The 20,368-nt window shown below is 49.7% G+C and carries 19 protein-coding genes and 1 pseudogene; 13 read left to right on the top strand and 7 right to left on the bottom strand.

The window, feature by feature from the left end:
• Positions 1-99 precede the first annotated feature (99 nt).
• The 5 genes and pseudogenes from trpD to DSM2777_RS15555 all read left to right on the top strand — a co-directional run.
• Positions 100-1,095, top strand: a pseudogene (gene trpD / locus DSM2777_RS25185) (anthranilate phosphoribosyltransferase); the annotation flags it as partial.
• Positions 1,096-1,097: 2 nt separating this feature from the next.
• Entirely contained in the window at positions 1,098-2,486 is a 1,389-nt protein-coding gene (trpCF, locus tag DSM2777_RS15570) for a bifunctional indole-3-glycerol-phosphate synthase TrpC/phosphoribosylanthranilate isomerase TrpF (protein ID WP_061554478.1), read from the top strand.
• Between the two features lie 29 nt (positions 2,487-2,515).
• On the top strand, positions 2,516-3,706 hold the full coding sequence (trpB, locus tag DSM2777_RS15565) for a tryptophan synthase subunit beta (protein WP_040044830.1): 1,191 nt from the start codon (positions 2,516-2,518) through the stop codon (positions 3,704-3,706).
• Positions 3,706-4,512, top strand: coding sequence for a tryptophan synthase subunit alpha (gene trpA, locus DSM2777_RS15560; protein ID WP_061554477.1), 807 nt, complete (start codon positions 3,706-3,708; stop codon positions 4,510-4,512). Before trpB ends, trpA begins: the two co-directional genes overlap by 1 nt.
• A gap of 199 nt (positions 4,513-4,711) precedes the next feature.
• The gene (locus DSM2777_RS15555) at positions 4,712-5,026 is read left to right on the top strand and encodes a BON domain-containing protein (protein ID WP_025796889.1); all 315 of its coding nucleotides are present in this window, start codon (positions 4,712-4,714) and stop codon (positions 5,024-5,026) included.
• Between the two features lie 181 nt (positions 5,027-5,207).
• Here DSM2777_RS15555 and ompW read toward each other — a convergent pair whose 3' ends face one another.
• Positions 5,208-5,846, bottom strand: coding sequence for an outer membrane protein OmpW (gene ompW / locus DSM2777_RS15550; protein ID WP_061554476.1), 639 nt, complete (start codon positions 5,844-5,846; stop codon positions 5,208-5,210).
• A 314-nt stretch (positions 5,847-6,160) separates the two neighbouring features.
• Between ompW and DSM2777_RS15545 the strand changes: the two genes are divergently transcribed.
• The gene (locus tag DSM2777_RS15545; RefSeq protein WP_174521883.1) at positions 6,161-6,550 is read left to right on the top strand and encodes a YkgJ family cysteine cluster protein; all 390 of its coding nucleotides are present in this window, start codon (positions 6,161-6,163) and stop codon (positions 6,548-6,550) included.
• Between the two features lie 118 nt (positions 6,551-6,668).
• Positions 6,669-7,421 (top strand): YciC family protein, encoded by a 753-nt coding sequence (locus DSM2777_RS15540; RefSeq protein ID WP_061554474.1) that lies wholly within the window; start codon positions 6,669-6,671, stop codon positions 7,419-7,421.
• Positions 7,422-7,476: 55 nt separating this feature from the next.
• Here the strand turns inward: DSM2777_RS15540 and DSM2777_RS15535 are convergent, their stop codons facing one another.
• Positions 7,477-9,249 carry a SulP family inorganic anion transporter gene (locus tag DSM2777_RS15535; protein WP_046460108.1) on the bottom strand — a complete coding sequence of 591 codons (1,773 nt, stop codon included), beginning with the start codon at positions 9,247-9,249 and terminating at the stop codon, positions 7,477-7,479.
• A gap of 229 nt (positions 9,250-9,478) precedes the next feature.
• Here DSM2777_RS15535 and DSM2777_RS15530 point away from each other — a divergent pair, with 229 nt between their 5' ends.
• Both DSM2777_RS15530 and yciA read left to right on the top strand, forming a co-directional pair.
• Positions 9,479-10,024 carry a septation protein A gene (locus tag DSM2777_RS15530; protein ID WP_046460109.1) on the top strand — a complete coding sequence of 182 codons (546 nt, stop codon included), beginning with the start codon at positions 9,479-9,481 and terminating at the stop codon, positions 10,022-10,024.
• A gap of 63 nt (positions 10,025-10,087) precedes the next feature.
• Positions 10,088-10,516, top strand: coding sequence for an acyl-CoA thioester hydrolase YciA (gene yciA, locus DSM2777_RS15525; protein ID WP_025796902.1), 429 nt, complete (start codon positions 10,088-10,090; stop codon positions 10,514-10,516).
• Between the two features lie 76 nt (positions 10,517-10,592).
• Here the strand turns inward: yciA and DSM2777_RS15520 are convergent, their stop codons facing one another.
• On the bottom strand, positions 10,593-11,270 hold the full coding sequence (locus DSM2777_RS15520) for a TonB family protein (RefSeq protein WP_061555414.1): 678 nt from the start codon (positions 11,268-11,270) through the stop codon (positions 10,593-10,595).
• 396 nt (positions 11,271-11,666) lie between these two features.
• On the opposite strand from DSM2777_RS15520, the gene DSM2777_RS15515 reads away from it, so the two are divergent.
• Both DSM2777_RS15515 and DSM2777_RS15510 read left to right on the top strand, forming a co-directional pair.
• Complete coding sequence (locus tag DSM2777_RS15515) at positions 11,667-11,963, top strand: YciI family protein (protein ID WP_025796906.1); 297 nt, start codon at positions 11,667-11,669, stop codon at positions 11,961-11,963.
• A 553-nt stretch (positions 11,964-12,516) separates the two neighbouring features.
• Positions 12,517-13,008 (top strand): Dps family protein, encoded by a 492-nt coding sequence (locus DSM2777_RS15510; protein ID WP_046459106.1) that lies wholly within the window; start codon positions 12,517-12,519, stop codon positions 13,006-13,008.
• A gap of 49 nt (positions 13,009-13,057) precedes the next feature.
• Here DSM2777_RS15510 and DSM2777_RS23860 read toward each other — a convergent pair whose 3' ends face one another.
• The gene (locus tag DSM2777_RS23860; RefSeq protein WP_071603101.1) at positions 13,058-13,234 is read right to left on the bottom strand and encodes a YciY family protein; all 177 of its coding nucleotides are present in this window, start codon (positions 13,232-13,234) and stop codon (positions 13,058-13,060) included.
• 250 nt (positions 13,235-13,484) lie between these two features.
• Between DSM2777_RS23860 and cls the strand changes: the two genes are divergently transcribed.
• Together cls and DSM2777_RS15500 are read left to right on the top strand one after the other, a co-directional pair.
• Entirely contained in the window at positions 13,485-14,945 is a 1,461-nt protein-coding gene (gene cls, locus DSM2777_RS15505; protein WP_046459105.1) for a cardiolipin synthase, read from the top strand.
• Between the two features lie 45 nt (positions 14,946-14,990).
• Positions 14,991-15,314, top strand: coding sequence for an HI1450 family dsDNA-mimic protein (locus DSM2777_RS15500; RefSeq protein WP_035502449.1), 324 nt, complete (start codon positions 14,991-14,993; stop codon positions 15,312-15,314).
• 55 nt (positions 15,315-15,369) lie between these two features.
• On the opposite strand, the gene DSM2777_RS15495 is transcribed toward DSM2777_RS15500, so the two are convergent.
• The 3 genes from DSM2777_RS15495 to spy all read right to left on the bottom strand — a co-directional run bounded on the left by DSM2777_RS15495 (position 15,370) and on the right by spy (position 19,956).
• Entirely contained in the window at positions 15,370-16,221 is an 852-nt protein-coding gene (locus DSM2777_RS15495; RefSeq protein WP_061554473.1) for an ion transporter, read from the bottom strand.
• Positions 16,222-16,417: 196 nt separating this feature from the next.
• On the bottom strand, positions 16,418-19,117 hold the full coding sequence (acnA, locus tag DSM2777_RS15490; RefSeq protein ID WP_082790888.1) for an aconitate hydratase AcnA: 2,700 nt from the start codon (positions 19,115-19,117) through the stop codon (positions 16,418-16,420).
• Between the two features lie 320 nt (positions 19,118-19,437).
• Complete coding sequence (gene spy / locus DSM2777_RS15485) at positions 19,438-19,956, bottom strand: ATP-independent periplasmic protein-refolding chaperone Spy (protein ID WP_046459104.1); 519 nt, start codon at positions 19,954-19,956, stop codon at positions 19,438-19,440.
• Positions 19,957-20,368 lie beyond the last annotated feature (412 nt).

The following is a 20,368-nucleotide window of genomic DNA, read 5'->3' as shown; positions in this document are numbered from 1 at the left end:
TACGATAAATACAAACAAAATCAAAAGACTAACTTATAAAGAATTGACGGAGTAAACACCATGCAAGCCACATTGATCAAACCAAGCATTTTTACGCATCAGCCTATTTTAGAAAAACTGTTTAAATCGCAGTCGATGACGCAAGAAGAGAGCCACCAGCTGTTTGCCGCTATCGTGCGTGGTGAATTAGAAGACAGCCAGCTGGCTGCGGCGCTGATTAGCATGAAAATGCGCGGTGAGCGTCCTGAAGAAATTGCAGGAGCTGCCAGCGCTCTGCTGGCCGATGCTCAGCCGTTCCCACGTCCAGATTATGACTTTGCGGATATCGTAGGCACCGGCGGCGACGGGACGAACAGCATCAATATCTCTACCGCGAGCGCTTTTGTTGCGGCCAGCTGTGGCGCCAAAGTGGCTAAACATGGCAACCGCAGCGTTTCTAGCCGTTCAGGATCGTCTGATTTATTGCAGGCCTTTGGCATTCGCTTAGATATGAGCGCCGAAGATTCACGTCAGGCGCTGGATGACTTAAATGTCTGTTTCCTGTTTGCGCCGCAGTATCACACCGGCTTTCGCCACGCAATGCCGGTTCGCCAGCAGCTGAAAACTCGCACCATTTTTAACGTGCTCGGCCCGCTCATTAACCCAGCGCGTCCCCCTAAAGCTTTGATCGGCGTTTACAGCCCTGAATTGGTGTTGCCGATTGCTCAGGCGCTCAAAGTGTTGGGCTATAAGAATGCAGCCGTGGTTCACGGTGGCGGGATGGACGAGGTCGCTATTCACGCCCCTACGCAGGTTGCTGAGTTAAACAACGGCGAAATCGAAAGCTATCAGCTTTCCCCGCAAGATTTTGGCTTATCGAACTATTCACTGAATGCGTTACAAGGCGGAACCCCAGAAGAAAACCGTGACATTCTGGCGCGCTTATTACAAGGTAAAGGTGATGCAGCGCACGCTGCGGCAGTCGCCGCAAACGTTGCTTTGCTGTTGAAATTGTTCGGTCAGGATAATCTGCGCCACAACGCGCAGCTGGCACTGGAAACCATCAGAAGCGGGACAGCATTTGAGCGAGTGACCGCATTGGCAGCACGAGGCTGAGTATGTCGCAAGGTAATCTTTCACCACAGAAGCAAGAAACCGTATTAAATCGCATCGTTAGCGATAAAGCCGTGTGGGTTGAAGCACGTCAATCCCGACAGCCTCTAGAGAGTTTCCGCGAGAGCATTGAGCCGTCATCGCGTTCGTTTTACGACGCACTGGCGGGCAACCGTACCGCGTTCATTCTGGAATGTAAAAAAGCCTCGCCGTCAAAAGGCGTGATCCGTGAAAACTTTAATCCGGTTGAAATCGCCACGCTTTACCGCGATTTTGCCTCGGCAATCTCGGTGTTAACGGACGAAAAATATTTTCAGGGCGACTTCGACTACCTGCGTCAGGTCAGCGCCACCGTTCATCAACCCGTGTTGTGCAAAGACTTTGTGATTTCCGAGTATCAAATCTATCTGGCTCGTCATTATCAGGCCGATGCGATTTTACTCATGCTCTCTGTTTTAGACGATGAGCAGTACCAACATCTGGCCGCCGTGGCTCACAGCTTAAATATGGGCGTATTAACGGAAGCCAGCAACGAGGAAGAGCTGGAACGCGCTATCGCCTTGAAGGCCAAAGTGGTCGGTATCAACAACCGTGACCTGCGCGATCTGTCGATTGATTTAAACCGCACACGCAAAATGGCTCCGCGTTTGCCGCTAGGTGTGACCGTGATTAGCGAATCTGGCATCCATACCTACAGCCAGATCCGCGAGCTCAGCCATTTTGCTCATGGCTTCTTGATTGGCAGTGCGTTGATGTCTGAACCTGATTTGAGCATGGCGTTACGCCGCGTGCTGTTGGGAGATAACAAGGTTTGCGGCCTGACCCGCGCTGAAGATGCTGCCAGCGCCTATAACGCCGGAGCCGTATACGGTGGTTTGATTTTCGTTGGCAGCTCGCCGCGCTACGTTGATATCACTCAAGCACGCGATGTGATTGCCGCTGCGCCATTGAAATACGTCGGCGTTTTCCGCAATGCCAAGCTGGAAACGGTTCGCCTCACCGTAGAGCGTCTTGCGCTGCATGCCGTTCAGCTTCACGGGGATGAATCACAGGAATATATCCGCGAACTGCGTCAGCTATTGCCGGTTAACTGCCAGATTTGGAAGGCCATCAGCATCACCGATCACATTCCTGCGCGTAATTTGCTGCATGTCGACCGCTATGTCTTCGATAACGGCAACGGCGGCACCGGTGAATCCTTTAGTTGGAATCTGTTGGCAGGGAAAACGTTGGATAACGTCATGCTCGCCGGTGGTCTTAACGCCAGCAACTGCGTTCTTGCCGCGAAACTCGGCAGTGCGGGACTTGATTTCAACTCTGGCGTAGAAACTGCCCCCGGCATTAAAGATCAGCAAAAACTAGAAGCCGTATTTCAAACGCTGCGCGCTTATTAATTAAATCAATAATTAGGTTGGGACATAACATGACACTACTAAACCCCTATTTCGGCGAATTTGGCGGGATGTACGTTCCCCAGATCTTGATGCCTGCACTGAAGCAGTTGGAAGAAGCCTTTGTCAGCGCGCAGAAAGATCCTGAGTTCCAAGCACAGTTCATCGATTTATTGAAAAACTATGCAGGTCGCCCTACGGCACTGACGCTGTGCCGTAACTTAACCAAAGGCACCAAAACCAAACTGTACCTGAAACGCGAAGACCTGCTGCACGGCGGCGCACATAAAACTAACCAAGTGCTGGGCCAAGCATTGTTGGCCAAGCGCATGGGCAAAACCGAAATTATCGCCGAGACAGGCGCTGGGCAACACGGCGTAGCTTCTGCGCTGGCCTGTGCCCTGCTCGGTCTGAAATGCCGCGTATACATGGGCGCTAAAGATATTGAGCGTCAATCGCCAAACGTCTTCCGTATGCGTTTGATGGGCGCAGAGGTTATCTCTGTCACCAGCGGTTCCGCTACGCTGAAAGATGCCTGTAATGAGGCGCTGCGTGACTGGTCTGGTTCTTACGACAAAGCGCACTACATGCTCGGCACCGCGGCTGGCCCACATCCATATCCAACCATCGTGCGCGAATTCCAGCGCATGATTGGGGAAGAAACGAAGGCGCAGATTTTAGGCTTTGAAGGCCGCTTGCCTGATGCAGTTCTCGCCTGTGTTGGCGGTGGTTCAAACGCCATCGGCATGTTTGCAGATTTTATCGTCGAAGAATCAGTGCGTTTGATCGGCGTTGAGCCCGGTGGATTAGGCATTGAAACCGGACAGCACGGCGCACCGCTGAAGCATGGCAAAGTCGGGATTTACTTTGGTATGAAGTCACCGATGATGCAGACCGAAGAAGGCCAAATCGAAGAGTCTTATTCCATCTCTGCGGGCTTAGACTTCCCTTCCGTCGGGCCACAGCATGCTTATTTAAACAGCATTGGTCGCGCTGATTACGTGTCCATTACCGATGATGAAGCGCTGGATGCTTTCAAACGCTTGTCGCGTGAAGAGGGAATTATTCCCGCGCTGGAGTCTTCTCACGCCTTGGCACACGCATTAAAAATGATTGAGCAAGATCCGGATAAAGAACAACTGCTGGTGGTGAACCTTTCAGGCCGCGGCGATAAAGACATTTTTACCGTTAACGATATTTTGACTGCGCGGGGAGAAATCTAATGGAACGCTATCAACAACTGTTCGCTGAACTCAAAACGCGTAATGAAGGTGCTTTCGTTCCTTTCGTTACCCTTGGCGATCCTACTCCCACGCTCTCTCTGGAGATCGTAAATACCTTAATTGATGCCGGTGCCGATGCGTTAGAGCTGGGCATACCCTTCTCCGATCCGCTGGCTGACGGCCCAACGATTCAGGATGCAACGCTGCGTGCTTTTGCGGCCGGCGTAACGCCAACGCTCTGTTTCGAACTGCTGGCTGAAATTCGTAAAAAGCACCCGCAGATCCCAATTGGTTTACTGATGTATGCCAACTTGGTGTTCCACAACGGCATTGACGAGTTTTATCAGCGCTGCGCCGAAGTTGGTGTGGATTCCGTACTGGTTGCCGACGTGCCAATCGAAGAATCTATGCCGTTCCGTCAGGCTGCGTTACGCCACGGTATTGCTCCTATTTTCATCTGCCCACCGAACGCCGATGATGATTTGCTGCAAGGCATTTCCGCACAGGGACAAGGCTACACTTATCTGCTTTCTCGCGCTGGCGTTACCGGTGCTGAAACCCGCGCTCAGCTGCCGCTGCATCATTTGGTCGCGCGGTTAGCTGAACTGAAGGCACCTCCTGCGCTGCAAGGCTTTGGCATCTCTGAACCTTCTCAGGTAAAAGAGGCACTTGAGGCGGGTGCCGCTGGGGCAATTTCTGGCTCCGCTATTGTCAAAATCATTGAGAAAAATCAGCACCAACCCGATGTGATGCTGAAAAAGTTACATGATTTCGTCAGTGGGATGAAAGCCGCGACCCGCCGTTAAGTTAGCCGTTTAGATAAACCTAGCCTCAACAACCGTGCCGTATTCGTACCGCACGGTTTTTTTGTATTAGTGATGCTTACATATTGATAAGCCTGTTTTTTAAAAATGGATTATAGTGATTACGGATGACATGACGGCTAATCATTAGATTAGATATTAGATCGGTCATTCCAACTATAAACAGCAAGGAGAGACATTGATGAAATGGGTTAAAGCGATTACCACTTTTTGCGCAGCGGCGATTTTTTCTGTTGCGTTGGCAGGCTGTGCGCCAACGGCCAAACAGGAAGGCACCGGCGGATATATTGATGATACCGTCATTACGACGAAGGTGAAGTCTGCGCTATTGGCAGAGAAATCTCTCAAATCAACCGAAATCAGCGTTGAAACCTTTAAAGGCCGCGTTCAACTGAGCGGTTTTGTTTCTTCTTCTGCTGATGCCAACCGTGCAGTTTCTGTCGCTAAAACGGTGAAAGGTGTGCGCGTTGTTGAAAACGATATGCGAGTAAAGTAAGTCCTTCTCGCGATCAAAAAAGGCGCTTAACGCGCCTTTTTATTGTCTGTAACTTTTTGTCTGTTCTGCGTCTGTAACACTGGCCGTTTTATTGCCTCTATATCCGCCATACTTCAAGTTGCTTACGCGTTGACAGCCCCATTCAAGCAAATTGAATTATTTTAGATATATCCACTTCTGATTAGAAGCGATAGCCAACGGCAAACATGAATACAAATGGGTCAACATGTGTATCAATGCTTTGCTTTTGGTTATTTCCATCTCTGAACTTGATGGTGGTATCAATATCCATGTACCACAGTGATGCGTTGATCATCCAGTCTTTATCAACCAGATAGTCTAAGCCCACCTGACCGGCAGCACCCCATGAATTATCCACGCTCAGATCATGCAATCCAATGCTTTTACCCGTGTTATTAAACTTCGCATCGTAGAAATTGGTGTAGTTGATACCCACACCGACATAAGGGCGCAGCTTGTCTTCGGCTTTACCGAAATACCACTGAGCCATCAACGTCGGTGGCAATTGACGTGCAGATGCAATATCACCCGTCGCCTGCAAACCTACTTTGTGCTGGAACGGCGTTGCTCCCAGCAATTCAACACCAATGTTATCCGTGATTAAGTAGCTGAACGTTAATCCTAACTGGGTATCGTTATCGATCTTAAATCCGCCCAGTCCCATTACGTTATCACTGCTTTCCGTTGGGCGTACCGTCGCGGTACCGGCACGAACAATAATATCACCCGCCTGATGAGCCATAGCGAAAGATGGTGCCAGCGTTGCTGCCACACATAGCGCAAGTGTAATTTTTTTCATCATCCCTTCCCTTTATATGGTTATCACTGCGTGCGGAAATATAACTAAAAAGGATGATGCGTGATCTAACACAGATCACATCAATGACATTGTTTTTCACAAAATGACATGTATTAAACATGCATTAATTATATGATTTTACGTAAATTGATATGGATCAATTTTAACGAGTTATAAACATACCTCACGCATCTCATCCAAGTTGATTGACGTAAAATTAACCTCGGAGTAATTTTTCTATTCCGATTGTTTTGGTTCGAAGCCATAAGGAGTGGTGGGAAATCAAGATGAGTAACAGACAAACAATTCCAACGATCTCACAACACAATCCCTGCATCTCATGTGGTGCATGCTGCGGCTATTTTCGCGTTTCATTTTATTGGGCTGAAGCAGATGATGCCGGAGGCCTCGTGCCCGCTTCGCTGACCGAACAGGTCAACCCTTATATGCGCTGTATGCAGGGTACCAATACTAAAAAACCGCGCTGTATCAATTTACGCGGTGAAATTGGTCAAAACGTGATGTGTTCTATGTATGAGAACCGCCCCTCACCCTGCCGAGAATTTTCTCAATCTTGGGAGTTTGGAGAACCTAACGAAGCCTGCGATCGCGCCCGCGCCGCCTATGGGCTTGCCGCGCTCACCCCGCCAAACGCTGAAGAATTCGCCAGTAAAATAGCGACGGGGTGCCACTTCCCCGGTTAACAGGGTACAATCGGCGCACATTGATTATTCTAAATCCCCTAATAACCTGATACTGCGGCAATCCTACAGCCGTTTTCAGTGAATTAGGGGGTCGTTGCAAATGCCAAGGAGCGCCTGCATGCCAATCACGGCCCGTACATTGTACCGTGACAGTTTTAACTTCTTCCGTCATCAGATAAGCACGCTGTGCCTGTTAGCGCTGTTAACCGCGTTTATTTCGGTGATCCTGAATCAGGCATTCACGCCGGGCGCAGACGATCTGAGTATTTTAGCCGGTGCCGACGGAACGCTAACGTCTGGTATGGGACTGCAAGAAATGGTGCAACAGATGACACCAGAGCAGCAGATGGTACTGCTCAAAGTTTCCGCTGCGGCCAGTTTCTCCGCGCTGATTGGTAATGTGCTGCTGCTCGGCGGTATGTTGGCGTTAATTCCGCTGGTGTCTCAAGGACAACGCCTTAGCGCTCTGCGTGCGATTGGTACTTCGGCACCGATGCTGCCACGCCTGTTACTGCTGATGTTCCTGTGTACGCTGATGGTTCAGCTTGGTATTACCGCCTTTATCGTGCCGGGTATCGTATTGGCCGTTGGGCTAGCGTTATCGCCGATGATTATGTCCGAAGAAAAGGTCGGCGTAATCAGAGCCATTCGTAGCAGCTTCCGCCTATCGTTTGCCAATGTCCGTTTAATTAGCCCTGCCATCATGCTGTGGCTGGCGGCGAAACTGGCATTGCTGATGTTGGTCGGAGTGCTTTCTGCCCTGCACCCAACGGTGGGGATGGTGATTATGGGCGCGCTGAGCAATCTGGTTTCTGCGATGCTGATTATCTATCTGTCTCGTCTTTATATGTTGGTGAGACAACCGGCGTAATCAATATGTGATAGCAAAATGGGAGCCACTGGCTCCCATTTTTTATGGTGATACTTTAAGGTTCTATTGGCGGTTGATGTCGTGCGCTCTTATCTTCCAGCGCCAGTACCTTGGTTTCACTCGGCGGTGAAGGCTCACAGTTTACGCACTCGCTACTCTGAATAAACTTGAGCGCCAAATAGAGATCGGAAACAAACAATAGCCCTTTCTCTTCGCCCTTCGCTCGGTTTGCGCTGAACCAGCGTTTGAGGTCAGTTCTTCTACCAGCTAACACCAATTTAACGTTGCGCTGTTTTAAATCGCGTTTCAGTTCATCAATAGCCGAGATCACGCTGATATCAGGATAGGTAAAGCTGGCGACCGCATCAATCACCACCCAGCGCGGCTGGAACGGCATGCCATCAACCAAATTGAGCACTCGTCTTTTAAAATAGCTGACGTTGAAATAGGTCAGCGGCGAGTTAAACCGATACATCAACACGCCTTCGACCGCTTTAACCTGCGCGCCGTTGCCTAACGAGTGGATCATGCCCTCTTCGTTCACGCCCAGCAGTTGTTCCGTTGGACGAAACACGGTGCGCAAAAACTGGAGTAGACCGAGTAAAACGGCCAGACCGATCCCCGGCATAACCCCCACTAACATCACGCTGGCAAAGGTAAAGAGCGCCAAGCGAAACGCCGGTGGGTTACGCCGACGCAGCTGAATGATCGTGCGAAAATCCAGCAATGACCACGACGCATAAACTAACACCACGCCAAGAGCCGAGACGGGAATGTACTGCAACGGAGAGGTGAAGAACAAAACTACCACGCCAATCACCACCGCCGCCACAATGGAAACAAGCTGGCTTTTACCGCCGTTGGCATCGTTCACCGCCGTTCGTGAGCTGGTGCCGCTGATGGCAAAACCCTGCGATAGCCCCGAAACGATATTGGCTACGCCAAGCGCTCGAAACTCGGCGTCGGCGTTGACCTCATAACCATTTTTAGCGGCAAAGCTACGCGCGGTGAGCATCAAGCTAACAAAGCTAATCAACGCCAGGTTAAGCGAGGGGATCACCAAGTCACGCAGTAAGCCCGGCTGGAAGCTTGGCCATTGCACAATCGGCAAACCATCGCTGAACCCGCCAATCGTGCGTATGCCATGACGCGGCAACTCAAAAAGCCATACCAACAACATTGCCAGACACATCGCGATAAGCGGCGCTGGCCAACTCGGGCGCAGTCGCCTCACGCCGATCAGCACCACCAGCGTGAGCAGTGATAACAGCATGGTTGGCCAGTGGCTTCCGAGTAAATCATGCGGCAGCGACAGCAAGCGTTCGATAAGCTCACGCGCTTTGGTTTGGAAGCCAAAAATTTTGCCTAACTGATCGACAATAATCGTGATCGTCAGACCGTTGAGTAATCCGGTGAGAATGGGCCGCGATAGCAAATCGGCCAGCGCGCCGAGCCGAAAACGGCTGGCGATCAAACACCAACCGCCGGTCATCAGCGTCATCATGATGCACAACTGCCATTGAAGCTCGGCGTTACCTGCGGCAAGCGGCGTTACAACCGCCGCGATCACCGCACAGGTGGCCGTATCTGGCCCCACAATAACCTGACGCGACGAACCGAACAGCGCATAGGCAATCATTGGGAATACGCAAGAATAGAGCCCAACGATAGCGCCAACGCCCGCTAAATCAGCGTAGGCAATCGCCACCGGCAAAGCCACGGCGGCAACCGAAAGCCCGGCACGAATATCACTTGTCAGCCACTCCCGCTGATACCCCATCAAGAGGGCTAAACCCGGCATCCAGCCGTTAATAAATTTCCATTTCATGTCGCTTACCTTCTTTACACGCTTGCTACATCATGCGTGTAAGCAACAAACTTATCAAGGTGATAGCAAGCATTATGCCATCTTGTAAGTATTTGCAAAAATAGCCGCCGTTGCATCCCACTCGGCGGCATTATGCGCGATAATGAGAACAGGTACGCGTTAGGGTTTTAATGCCTCACCGCACTGAATCGGGTATAGTCGCTCGGTTAACTGATTTATGGACAGGTATATGAAGCAGCTTTTAGATTTTCTGCCCCTAGTAGTATTTTTTGTCTGTTACAAGCTTTATGACATTTACGTGGCCTCTGGCGCGTTAATCGCCGCCACCGCGGTAGCGCTAATCGTGACCTGGCTTAAATATCGTAAAGTGGAAAAAATGACGCTCATCACCTTCGTGATGGTGGCTATTTTCGGTACGCTGACGCTGGTATTCCATAACGATTTGTTCATCAAATGGAAAGTGACCGTTATCTACGCACTGTTCTCCATCGCGCTGCTGGTAAGCCAAATCGTGCTGAAAAAACCGTTGATCCAACGCATGCTCGGTAAAGAAATTTCGCTGCCAGATGTTGTGTGGTCGCGCCTGAACGCGGCGTGGGCGCTGTTCTTTATGGCCTGTGGTATCGCTAACCTGTATGTGGCGTTCTGGATGCCGCAAAGCGTTTGGGTTGATTTTAAAGTCTTTGGACTGACGGCACTGACGCTGGTCTTCACGTTATTAAGCGGCGTATACATCTACCGCCATATGACCGAAGAACAAAAGCTCGGCAAATAAGGTTTTTCCTGAACGCAATCTGCTTCAGGAAAGTGGTAACTGAAAAGAATAAGACTGACATTTATGAGCGAAAAACATCGTTTCCCTGAGGGAGAGCTTGTCCTTCGTACTTTGGCAATGCCAGCCGACACTAACGCCAATGGTGATATTTTCGGTGGCTGGATTATGTCGCAGATGGACATCGGCGGCGCAATTCTGGCAAAAGAAGTGGCTGAAGGACGTGTTGTTACCGTGGCGGTTAACGGTATCACCTTTTTGAAGCCGGTCGCCGTGGGCGATGTGGTGTGTTGTTACGCACGCTGTATCCGCACTGGCCGCAGTTCCATTACTGTAAATATCGAGGTGTGGGTGAAAAAGGTGTCCTCTGACCCGATTGGACAACGTTACTGCGTCACTGAAGCCGTCTTTACCTACGTGGCAGTTGATGATGACAACAAGTCACGCACCTTGCCTGCGGGCAAAGAGAACTTCCGCGTTGGCTTCGACGATTAAGATCTTCACCACGATTTAAGCCTACAAAAAAAGCCAGTTCACAATGTGACTGGCTTTTTTATTGATCTCGCCGCGGTTATTGAATTTCAGTATCACCGGTGATGCGGAAGATAATCGTCTTGGTCAATCCCTTCCCTTCACGACCCGTCGCAAAACGCCACTTTTTCAGCGCCTGTTTCACTTCGCGTTCAAACAAGTTGCGCGGCTCAGCGGAGATGATCTCCACGTTCGTCACTCGTCCATTGCTATCAACGTCATAACGAATCACAACCTTGCCTTCTTGTTTTAACGCAAAGGCACGCGCTGGATACATCGGTTTCACAATGCTCAAAGCCTGTGGGCCACTGGCTACCGCAGCAACCGCTGGCGCACTGACGGTATTGTTACTCGCCTTCGTCGTCGATGTGCTGCTGTGCGTCGATGTGCTTGAGGTCGACGTTTCAGGCGACGTCACCGTGCGGTTTGGCGTCTCTTCGCGCGGCTTCTCTTCAACCACTTTTTTCGGCTGAGGTTTAACAACCTCTTTCTTCACTGGTTTCGGTTTTGGCTTAATGATGGGCTTAGGCTCGGGCTTAGGTTCCGGTTTTGGCTCGGGCTCTGGTTTAGGTTCTGGCTTCGGCTCTTCTTTTGGCGGTGGCGGCGGAGCAGCCTCCGGTTTGGCATCTGGCTGAGGGATCGCGACAGGTGCCGGAGCGGCAAACATCGCAGGGTTAACCATTACCACATTGATCGGTTCCAGCTCCTCAGCGGGCATATGCAGCATTTCCTGCGCAGAGGCATACAGCAAACCAGCGATTAGCGTTGAATGCAACCCGATGGACAACGTCGTTGGCCATGAAAGACGACGCGTCAGGAAAAACTTCTTCAGTGGTGATGTTTTCAGCGACAAAGTGTTAGCAACCTGGTTTGACGGATTGATTTAACCCAAATGTTCTTTACTCAATGAGCCTGCAAGTTTAAATGCAAATAGCAATCATGTGCAATGTGCAAAGGCGCCCAGAGCGAAAGAAAACGCGTGATTGACGGTTAAAACAGCACCCCCACAAACTCCTTAACAGCAAGATAACAGGCTTATTGCACCCTGAGTACAGATGCCGTAACGTGATGTTGTTTGTATCACACTCTTTATTCCAACAATCAGGATAGCCTTATGTTATATCTCATTTTCTCTCAGGATGTTCCCGACGCGCTGGATAAGCGAATGACCGCACGCCCTGACCATTTGGCTCGCTTGCAGGTCTTACGTGATGAGGGACGCCTACTGACCGCAGGCCCACTTCCCGCCATCGACTCCAACGATCCCGGTGCGGCCGGTTTCTTAGGTTCCGCTATCATTGCCGAGTTTGAATCCTTAGAGCATGCCAAAGAATGGGCCGATGCTGATCCTTACGTCGCGGCTGGCGTGTATCAGGCGGTTACCGTAGTACCGTATAAGAAAGTATTTTAAAACAGGACGTTATAGACAAATTCTGGATATAAAAAAGGCCTGCTTGCGCAGGCCTTCCTTAATTCAGAGAAGTGCATTTAGCGGGGCTACATGGAGATTCCATTGATAATGCTAAATGCGCTTTTCTGTCACAATCAAGTGATGCTGCGCAGTCTACCCTTAAACCTCGAGCCCCGCAACATCCTGATAATTAGTACTTATGAGTTATACAAATAGCCGATTCAAAAATGATGATTAAACCGACAAAACGCTGAAAAAACGTTGCTTAATCGTTGATAAAAGCAGCGCCCATCTCTAGGTTTTATCTGCTTTTTCGTGGCCTATTGCAGCTATTGATAAAAATGCCTGCCGGAGCCTAGACCTCAAACCGCAACTCTGGCAGGATAGAACTCAAGGAAACACGGATAACTTATTGTTTATATAAGCCTGTTTTTTTAGGTTGGATGATCCGACGCGATGTTGGCGACGTTCTCCACCGCGCTCAGAGTCAAAAAATCGATATCGATTTATTACGGATGTTTCACTTTCACCGAATAATGAGGAATTCACGATTATGGCGACAACGAAAAAAGCGACAAAATCCCACATTGGTCTAGATACCAAACAATCTGCCAAACTGGCAGAAGCCCTCAATAGCCTGCTCGGCAACTACCAAGTGTTGTACATGAACGTGCGCGGCTATCATTGGAATATCACCGGACCACAGTTCTTTGAACTGCACGTGAAGTTTGAAGAAACCTATAACGATCTGCTGCTGAAAGTCGATGAGCTTGCCGAACGTATCCTGACGCTGGGCTATCAGCCTCGTCACGCGTTCAGCGAATATCTGAAAACGGCGGATATTAAAGAAGATACCAACGTGACCGACGATAAAGGGACGTTGAAAGGTTTGCTGTCGGGCTATTCCATTCTGCTGACGCAGCAGCGTGAAATTTTAGAGTTGGCGAGCGAAGCCGGCGACGAAGGGACGTCTTCTTTGATGAGCGATTACATCAAAGAACAGGAAAAACAGGTTTGGATGTTAAATGCCTATCTGGGCAAATAATCCTGTTTGAAGTCTTGCTCCAGCCCCGCGATGCGGGGCTGAATTTTTTCTACCACTCGTAAGCCACAGAATACAGCAATGACCGATGATGCTGAATTTTGTGTAAGCGGCGAACACTATAGATGTGTCGGTTTCTGCGGGATTGGCCTTCTAACCAGCAACTGCGTCGACGGTGTACCTGACGCAACATGCGCCAGCGCCCTACTTCATTTCTACTACGTCGCATGACAAACGTCTCTCTGGGTAAGTGCGCGGGCATTATAAACCTATAGTGATATTTGTCACACAATCGATTTGCCTTCTTCGGTGCAAATCCTCCGCACATCACAGCCAAAGTTTTGTCTCAATGTTACAAGCTGTAAATTAATACGAATTTTAAATCGATGACTTTTATCCGCGAAAAGGTTTTACCTTTCAACAACAGTGCGTAAACTCAATAGAGATAACGCTTTTTTGCGAAAGGACAACTCGCCTTTATGACAACGTTTTATACCGTAATTAGCTGGCTTACGATTTTTGGCTACTGGTTACTTATTGCCAGCGTGACACTTCGCATTTTGATGAAGCGCCGTGCGGTTCCCTCCGCGATGGCTTGGTTGCTCATCATCTATATTCTGCCACTGGTGGGGATCATCGCTTACCTGTCATTCGGAGAACTTCACTTAGGGAAAAGGCGTGCCGAGCGCGCTAAAGCGATGTGGCCATCGACGGCGCATTGGTTAGCCGACCTTAAAAACTGTAAATCTATTTTTGCGACAGGGAATAGCGAAGTCGCCGCCCCGCTGTTTCAACTGTGTGAACGTCGTCAGGGGATCGCGGGCGTTAAGGGCAACCAGCTACAGTTGCTGACCACCAGCGACGATACGCTCAAAGCCTTAATTCGTGATATCGAACTGGCACGCAGCAACATTGAGATGGTCTTTTATATTTGGCAGCCCGGTGGATTAGCCGATCAGGTTGCCGAATCGTTGATGGCGGCGGCGAGACGCGGCGTTCATTGTCGATTGCTGCTCGACTCTGCTGGCAGTGTCACCTTCTTCCGTAGCCCTTATCCTGCCATGATGCGTAACGCAGGCGTTGAAGTTGTTGAAGCGCTGAAGGTGAACCTGATGCGTGTCTTTTTACGCCGCATGGATTTACGTCAGCACCGCAAAGTGGTTTTAATCGATAATTTTATCGCCTATACCGGCAGCATGAATCTGGTTGACCCGCGTTTCTTTAAACAAGATGCCGGTGTTGGGCAATGGATTGACGTGATGGCGCGCATGGAAGGCCCCGTGGCAACGACCATGGGCATCATTTTTTCCTGTGATTGGGAAATTGAAACCGGTAAGCGTATTTTGCCACCGGAGCCGGAATATCATTCTCTGCCGTTCGAAGAAGAATCAGGACATACCATTCAGGTTATTGCTTCTGGCCCAGGCTTTCCTGATGAACTGATCCATCAAGCGCTGCTGACCTCGGTCTATTCCGCGCGCGAACAGCTCATCATGACCACGCCTTATTTCGTGCCGAGCGATGATTTACTGCATGCCATTTGCACCGCGGCGCAGCGTGGCGTTGATGTTTCTATCATCGTACCGAAGAAAAACGACTCCATGATGGTGGGCTGGGCCAGCCGCTCATTCTTCACCGAACTGCTGGAAGCGGGCGTTAAGATCTATCAGTTTGAAGGCGGTCTGCTGCATACCAAGAGTGTATTAGTCGATGGTCAGCTGAGTTTGGTCGGCACGGTTAATCTGGATATGCGTAGCCTGTGGCTGAATTTTGAAATCACTTTAGTGATTGACGACGACGGTTTCGGCGCTGACTTAGCCTGCGTGCAAGACGATTATATTGCCCGTTCAACCCTGCTTGACCACGCTGAATGGCTAAAACGTCCGCTGTGGCAGCGCGTTGTTGAACGACTGTTTTACTTTTTCAGCCCATTGCTGTAAATAGCTTGGCTAATTGATGACGAGACAGTACAGGACACTCTTATGATGGATTTAGACAATCGACTCACCGAAGATGAAGCCTTAGATCAGGCTTACGACATTTTTCTTGAACTGGCCGTCGATAACCTCGACCCTGCTGACGTTATTCTGTTTAACCTGCAGTTTGAAGAGCGCGGCGCAGCAGAGTTATTTGATCCCGCCGAAGACTGGAAAGATCACGTTGATTTCGACTTGAACCCTGACTTCTTCGTTGAAGTGGTGATTGGTTTAACCGATGGCGAATCAGAAGACATCACCGATGTGTTTGCTCGCGTACTGATTTGCCGCGAGAAAGATCACAAGCTTTGCCATATTTTGTGGAAAGAGTAAGTTTTCCCCACTTAACGCTAATCAAAACGCACAGCTCAGGCTGTGCGTTTTTGTTTTAATCATGGGTCTGTTTGCTAAGCCGTTTACTGCAAAACTTACAATACACGGCATCATCGTCATGACCCGATTTATGGCAGTGTTCACAATGACGGACGGTGCGCCGACGCTGCAATACTTCGGTCATATGCGCCGTTAACACCCCAGTTGGGATGGCAATAATAGAGTAGCCAATCAAGATCAACACCGAAGCCAGAATACGTCCCGCCGGTGTATGGGGCGTAATGTCACCATAGCCGACCGTCGTCATGGTGACTACCGCCCAATAAACTGACACAGGAAGGCTGGTAAAACCGTGTTCAGGGCCTTCAATCACATACATCACCCCGCCAAATAAACACAGCAGGATCATCACAAAGGTAAAGAACACCAATAGCTTTTTGCGCACGCCAACGATGCTATCCCACAGCAGCGCCGCAGAGCCCATATAACGCAGCATTTTGAAGATGCGTAACACCCTTAAAACACGCAGCAGCCGCAGCAACGTGACATACTCAACGGCCATATTAGGGAAGAGAAGCAAGCAATAGAGCGGAAGCGTGGTCAGCAGATCGACAATGCCTAAAAAACTCGACGCGTATTTTTTGGGTTTAGGCGTGGTCAGCAAACGGAGCAGATATTCAAGGGTAAATATCGCCGTAAAAAACACTTCTAGCTTTAGTCCTAAATCCTCACGCGCCACCAGCACACGCAGCGGTTTCGGATCGCCTGACTCCATAAATACGAGAACGACGCTGGCCACAGCCATCGTGATCCAAAAGAATTCCATTTTGCGACCAAAGGCCGTGTGAGTGTCGAATAAACTGCGATATAAATTCTGACGCCAAGTACCTTTTTTCATGCCTGTCATGCTGACCCCAAAAGAGTTATTTGAGCGTAATCCCGCACTTTAGCATCACAATATCAAACAATGGCTTTATAGAAGTGTCACTAACGGTAAAACATATCAGCACTTTGCTACTCTCACTTGCCGCAATCAGAAACGATCGCGGCAAGTAGAATGTTTACCGTTCTACTTCATTTTCCTGATCACAGCATTTTTCTGATCACAGCATTTTCCTGATCACATAGTGCAAAATGCCGTCGTTGCGGTAATAGGCCAGCTCGTTTCCGGTATCGATTCGGCATCGGATTGGCACCACTTCACGCCGCCCATCAGCATAGGTGATCGTGACGTCAATCGTTTGTCCGGTGGTGAGGTGTTGTAATCCACTGATATCCAGCGTTTCATCTCCGGTCAGATTAAGCGTTTTACGCGTTACCCCCTGCGGGAATTCTAACGGGAGAATGCCCATACCAATCAGGTTTGAACGGTGAATACGTTCAAATGACTCTGCAATGACCACGCGAACACCCAGCAAGCGCGGGCCTTTTGCTGCCCAGTCACGGCTCGAACCCGAGCCATACTCTTTACCAGCAATCACGGCGAGCGGCACGTTCTCTTCTTGGTATTTCATCGCCGCGTCATAGATCGCCATCTGTTGCTGGGTCGGAATATGACGCGTCACTCCGCCCTCTACGTTAGGCACCATTTCGTTACGGATACGAATATTGGCGAACGTCCCTCGCATCATCACTTCATGATTGCCGCGGCGTGAACCGTAAGAGTTAAAATCTTTGCGCTCTACGCCGTGTCCCAGCAGATAGCGTCCTGCTGGACTTTCCGCTTTGATATTACCCGCGGGCGAAATATGGTCGGTGGTCACAGAGTCGCCTAGCATCGCCAACACCCGAGCGCCGTGAATATCTTTCACCGGTTCAGGTTCTGCCTGCATGGTGCTGAAAAATGGTGGATGGCGAATGTAAGTGGAATCCTCCTGCCAATCATAAGTGGCTGAGCCTTTCACCTGAATCCCCTGCCATACCGCATCACCGTCAAAGACCTGCGCGTACTCCTTGCGGAACATATCGGTTTTAACCATCTCAACCGCATTGGCGATCTCCTGCCCGCTTGGCCAGATATCCTTCAAATAAACCGGTTTGCCCTGCGCGTCGTTGCCGAGTGGATCGGCGGAGAGATTCACGTTCATATTCCCCGCCAGCGCATAGGCCACCACCAGCGGAGGAGATGCCAGCCAGTTAGTTTTTACCAGAGGATGAATGCGCCCTTCAAAGTTACGGTTACCCGACAGTACTGCGCCAACGGTGAGATCGCCCGCTTTAATGGCCGTTTCTATTGGCTCAGGCAATGGGCCGGAGTTACCAATACAGGTAGTACAGCCATAGCCAACCAGATTGAAGCCGAGCTGTTCAAGATAAGGCGTCAAACCCGCCGCATCCAGATAATCGGTCACCACTTTCGATCCCGGTGCCAGCGACGTTTTCACCCATGGCTGCCGCGCTAAACCTTTCTCCACCGCTTTTTTCGCCAACAAACCCGCCGCCATCAGCACGCTTGGATTTGAGGTGTTGGTACATGAGGTGATCGCTGCAATCACCACCGCGCCATGCGTTAAGCGATGTTTTTCTCCCGCCAACGTGAATTCTTCGAATTCCACGCGATTTTTTTGGCTGCTGATTTCTAGCTCTGTCGCCGCCTGAAAAGCCTGTGGAACCTTAGGTAACGGCACACGATCTTGTGGGCGCTTTGGCCCAGCCAAACTTGACTCAACCGTGCTCATATCCAGCGATAATGTACTGGTAAATACCGGTTCATCACCGGTATGACGCCATAGACCTTGCGCTTTGCAATAGGCTTCAACCAGCGCGATCTGTTCTTCACTGCGCCCACTCAGGCGCATATAGCCTAGGGTCACTTCATCAACGGGGAAAAATCCACAGGTGGCACCAAACTCAGGCGACATATTACCGATCGTTGCGCGGTCAGCCAGCGGCAAATCGGCTAATCCATCACCGTAAAACTCAACGAATTTGCCCACTACGCCATGTTTACGCAGCATTTGCGTAACGGTCAGCACCAAATCCGTGGCGGTAATACCTTCGCGCAGTTTTCCTGTGAGTTTAAAGCCGACTACGTCAGGGATCAGCATCGATACCGGCTGCCCTAACATGGCCGCCTCAGCTTCAATACCGCCCACGCCCCAGCCTAAAACCCCAAGGCCGTTAATCATGGTGGTGTGCGAATCAGTCCCGACAAGCGTATCGGGATAGGCGACCCGCTGGCCATTTTGCTCCTCATGCCAAACAGCCTGCCCTAAATACTCAAGGTTGACCTGATGACAAATACCGGTTCCCGGTGGCACCACGCGAAAACGGTCAAAGGCTTTTTGCCCCCAGCGCAGGAAAATATAGCGCTCGTGGTTGCGCTCCATCTCTAACTCAACGTTTTCACCAAAGGCTTGCTCATTACCAAAATGGTCAACGGTCACCGAATGGTCAATAACCAGATCTACGGGCGATAACGGATTAACTTGCTCCACGTTGCCACCCAAACGAGTCACGGCCTCACGCATGGCAGCAAGGTCAACTACCGCGGGCACGCCGGTGAAATCCTGCATCAGAACGCGTGCAGGTCGATAGGCTATCTCTCTGTCGGCATGGCCGGTTTTCACCCAATCGACAATCGCCTGTAAATCTTCCGGCAGCACGCTTTCACCATCAAGGTGACGCAGCAGGTTTTCCAGCAGAACTTTCATCGATTTAGGCAGTTGGCGGATATCGCCCAGCTGTTTTTCTAGCTCAGGCAAACTGTAATAGTGGTACTCGATATCTAGGGCACTCAGTGTTTTCTGACATTGCTGGGCAAGATGTGGCTGGCTCAGACGATTTTGACGATCGGATGACATAGCTTCTCCTTCCTTATCATGCTTTAAGCGGTGTTTCTCGGCGCTGAGCACCTCGGATACAGTTTCGTTCTAGAACGAATGCTCATCAGCCGGAAACAATCTCCTGATAACGCTGTGGCTATCTTTAAAGATAACACAAAGAGATGGTAACGTTTTAGCAACATTACCCCATTACTGCGATAGACGATGAAAATGAAGAAATAAGATTTGGATCACGGAAAGGAATTTCGTACTGATATCTATCTTAAGTACTCAATAATAAGAAACAAAAAAGCCTCCACAAGGGAGGCTCTATATTTTGCATGGTCGCTGTTTAGAAATTATTGCTCACCGGCAACCATTGCGGCGTGACGCTGTTCCATTTTTTCGATACGTTTTTCGAAATTCTGGTTAAATTCTTTTTTCTGTTCTGGGGTCAGAACATTATACATTTTGTTTTCCATCTTCATGCGTTCCAGCATCATATCGTTGCGCTCTTTGTTGTTGGCTTCGATCTGTGCACGCGCTGCGCTTTCATCAAATTTATCGCTGGCAACCAGCTTATGCATATCTTTGAAATGCTCGCCCATCATTGGCTTTTTGTGCTCAGAGCGGAACTCTTTAGCGATGGTTTTCATTTGCTCACGCTGCTGGTCTGTCAGCTTCAAGCCTTCAAACATACCGCCGTGGCGCGGGCCTTGTTTGCCCATCTGATGATGCATCATCATTGGTGCGCCGTCAGCCTTGGTTGCAACTGGAGCCGCTGGGGTTGTTGGTGTTGCGGTGGTTTCAGCCGCGTTTGCCATTGAAGCGCCCAGAGCCAGAGATGATGCCAACATTAAAGCAGTTAATTTACGCATAATTATGATTCCTCAAATAGTGTGTTCGTTGTTGCGTTGATGGAATTAAGTCTATAGGTCTAAATATATAGTAGTTACACGCTGAGTAAATAAACGAAAGGAGAAAAACCAAAAAACAGGCAATTATGGAGAGAGTGTGAAGATTGAGGGTTTATTTTAAACATAACACTAAGATAAACCTTAAAATAACAAATCCGCGAGTTTTATTCCAGCATCGTTTAATATTAAAAACCCCTACGCTGTTATTTAACGCTAGGTTTTTTGCCACACCGAAGAGCATCGGCTTTTCGCTTTGATCGAGTCGTTCGCTTCTATCTGCAAATATTTCACTGCGCGCATGAGTAGCTCTCCCTGCCCTATACGCCACGCTTTGTGATCCAGTAGCCAAATTCACAACATCGAACCCATAAAA

This window comes from Obesumbacterium proteus, from assembly GCF_001586165.1.
Taxonomy (GTDB): Bacteria; Pseudomonadota; Gammaproteobacteria; order Enterobacterales; family Enterobacteriaceae; genus Hafnia; species Hafnia protea.
Note: the sequence above shows the minus strand (reverse complement) of the source record. Positions and strands in the feature narration are given on the sequence as shown.

Excerpts from the sequence above, each read along its gene's own strand:
- trpCF (WP_061554478.1), top strand. The coding sequence starts at position 1,098 with ATGTCGCAAGGTAATCTTTCACCACAGAAGCAAGAAACCGTATTAAAT.
- trpB (WP_040044830.1), top strand. The coding sequence starts at position 2,516 with ATGACACTACTAAACCCCTATTTCGGCGAATTTGGCGGGATGTACGTT.
- trpA (WP_061554477.1), top strand. The coding sequence starts at position 3,706 with ATGGAACGCTATCAACAACTGTTCGCTGAACTCAAAACGCGTAATGAA.
- DSM2777_RS15555 (WP_025796889.1), top strand. The coding sequence starts at position 4,712 with ATGAAATGGGTTAAAGCGATTACCACTTTTTGCGCAGCGGCGATTTTT.
- ompW (WP_061554476.1), bottom strand. The coding sequence starts at position 5,846 with ATGAAAAAAATTACACTTGCGCTATGTGTGGCAGCAACGCTGGCACCA.
- DSM2777_RS15540 (WP_061554474.1), top strand. The coding sequence starts at position 6,669 with ATGCCAATCACGGCCCGTACATTGTACCGTGACAGTTTTAACTTCTTC.
- DSM2777_RS15535 (WP_046460108.1), bottom strand. The coding sequence starts at position 9,249 with ATGAAATGGAAATTTATTAACGGCTGGATGCCGGGTTTAGCCCTCTTG.
- DSM2777_RS15530 (WP_046460109.1), top strand. The coding sequence starts at position 9,479 with ATGAAGCAGCTTTTAGATTTTCTGCCCCTAGTAGTATTTTTTGTCTGT.
- yciA (WP_025796902.1), top strand. The coding sequence starts at position 10,088 with ATGAGCGAAAAACATCGTTTCCCTGAGGGAGAGCTTGTCCTTCGTACT.
- DSM2777_RS15520 (WP_061555414.1), bottom strand. The coding sequence starts at position 11,270 with ATGCCCGCTGAGGAGCTGGAACCGATCAATGTGGTAATGGTTAACCCT.
- DSM2777_RS15515 (WP_025796906.1), top strand. The coding sequence starts at position 11,667 with ATGTTATATCTCATTTTCTCTCAGGATGTTCCCGACGCGCTGGATAAG.
- DSM2777_RS15510 (WP_046459106.1), top strand. The coding sequence starts at position 12,517 with ATGGCGACAACGAAAAAAGCGACAAAATCCCACATTGGTCTAGATACC.
- DSM2777_RS23860 (WP_071603101.1), bottom strand. The coding sequence starts at position 13,234 with ATGCGACGTAGTAGAAATGAAGTAGGGCGCTGGCGCATGTTGCGTCAG.
- cls (WP_046459105.1), top strand. The coding sequence starts at position 13,485 with ATGACAACGTTTTATACCGTAATTAGCTGGCTTACGATTTTTGGCTAC.
- DSM2777_RS15500 (WP_035502449.1), top strand. The coding sequence starts at position 14,991 with ATGGATTTAGACAATCGACTCACCGAAGATGAAGCCTTAGATCAGGCT.
- DSM2777_RS15495 (WP_061554473.1), bottom strand. The coding sequence starts at position 16,221 with ATGACAGGCATGAAAAAAGGTACTTGGCGTCAGAATTTATATCGCAGT.
- acnA (WP_082790888.1), bottom strand. The coding sequence starts at position 19,117 with ATGTCATCCGATCGTCAAAATCGTCTGAGCCAGCCACATCTTGCCCAG.
- spy (WP_046459104.1), bottom strand. The coding sequence starts at position 19,956 with ATGCGTAAATTAACTGCTTTAATGTTGGCATCATCTCTGGCTCTGGGC.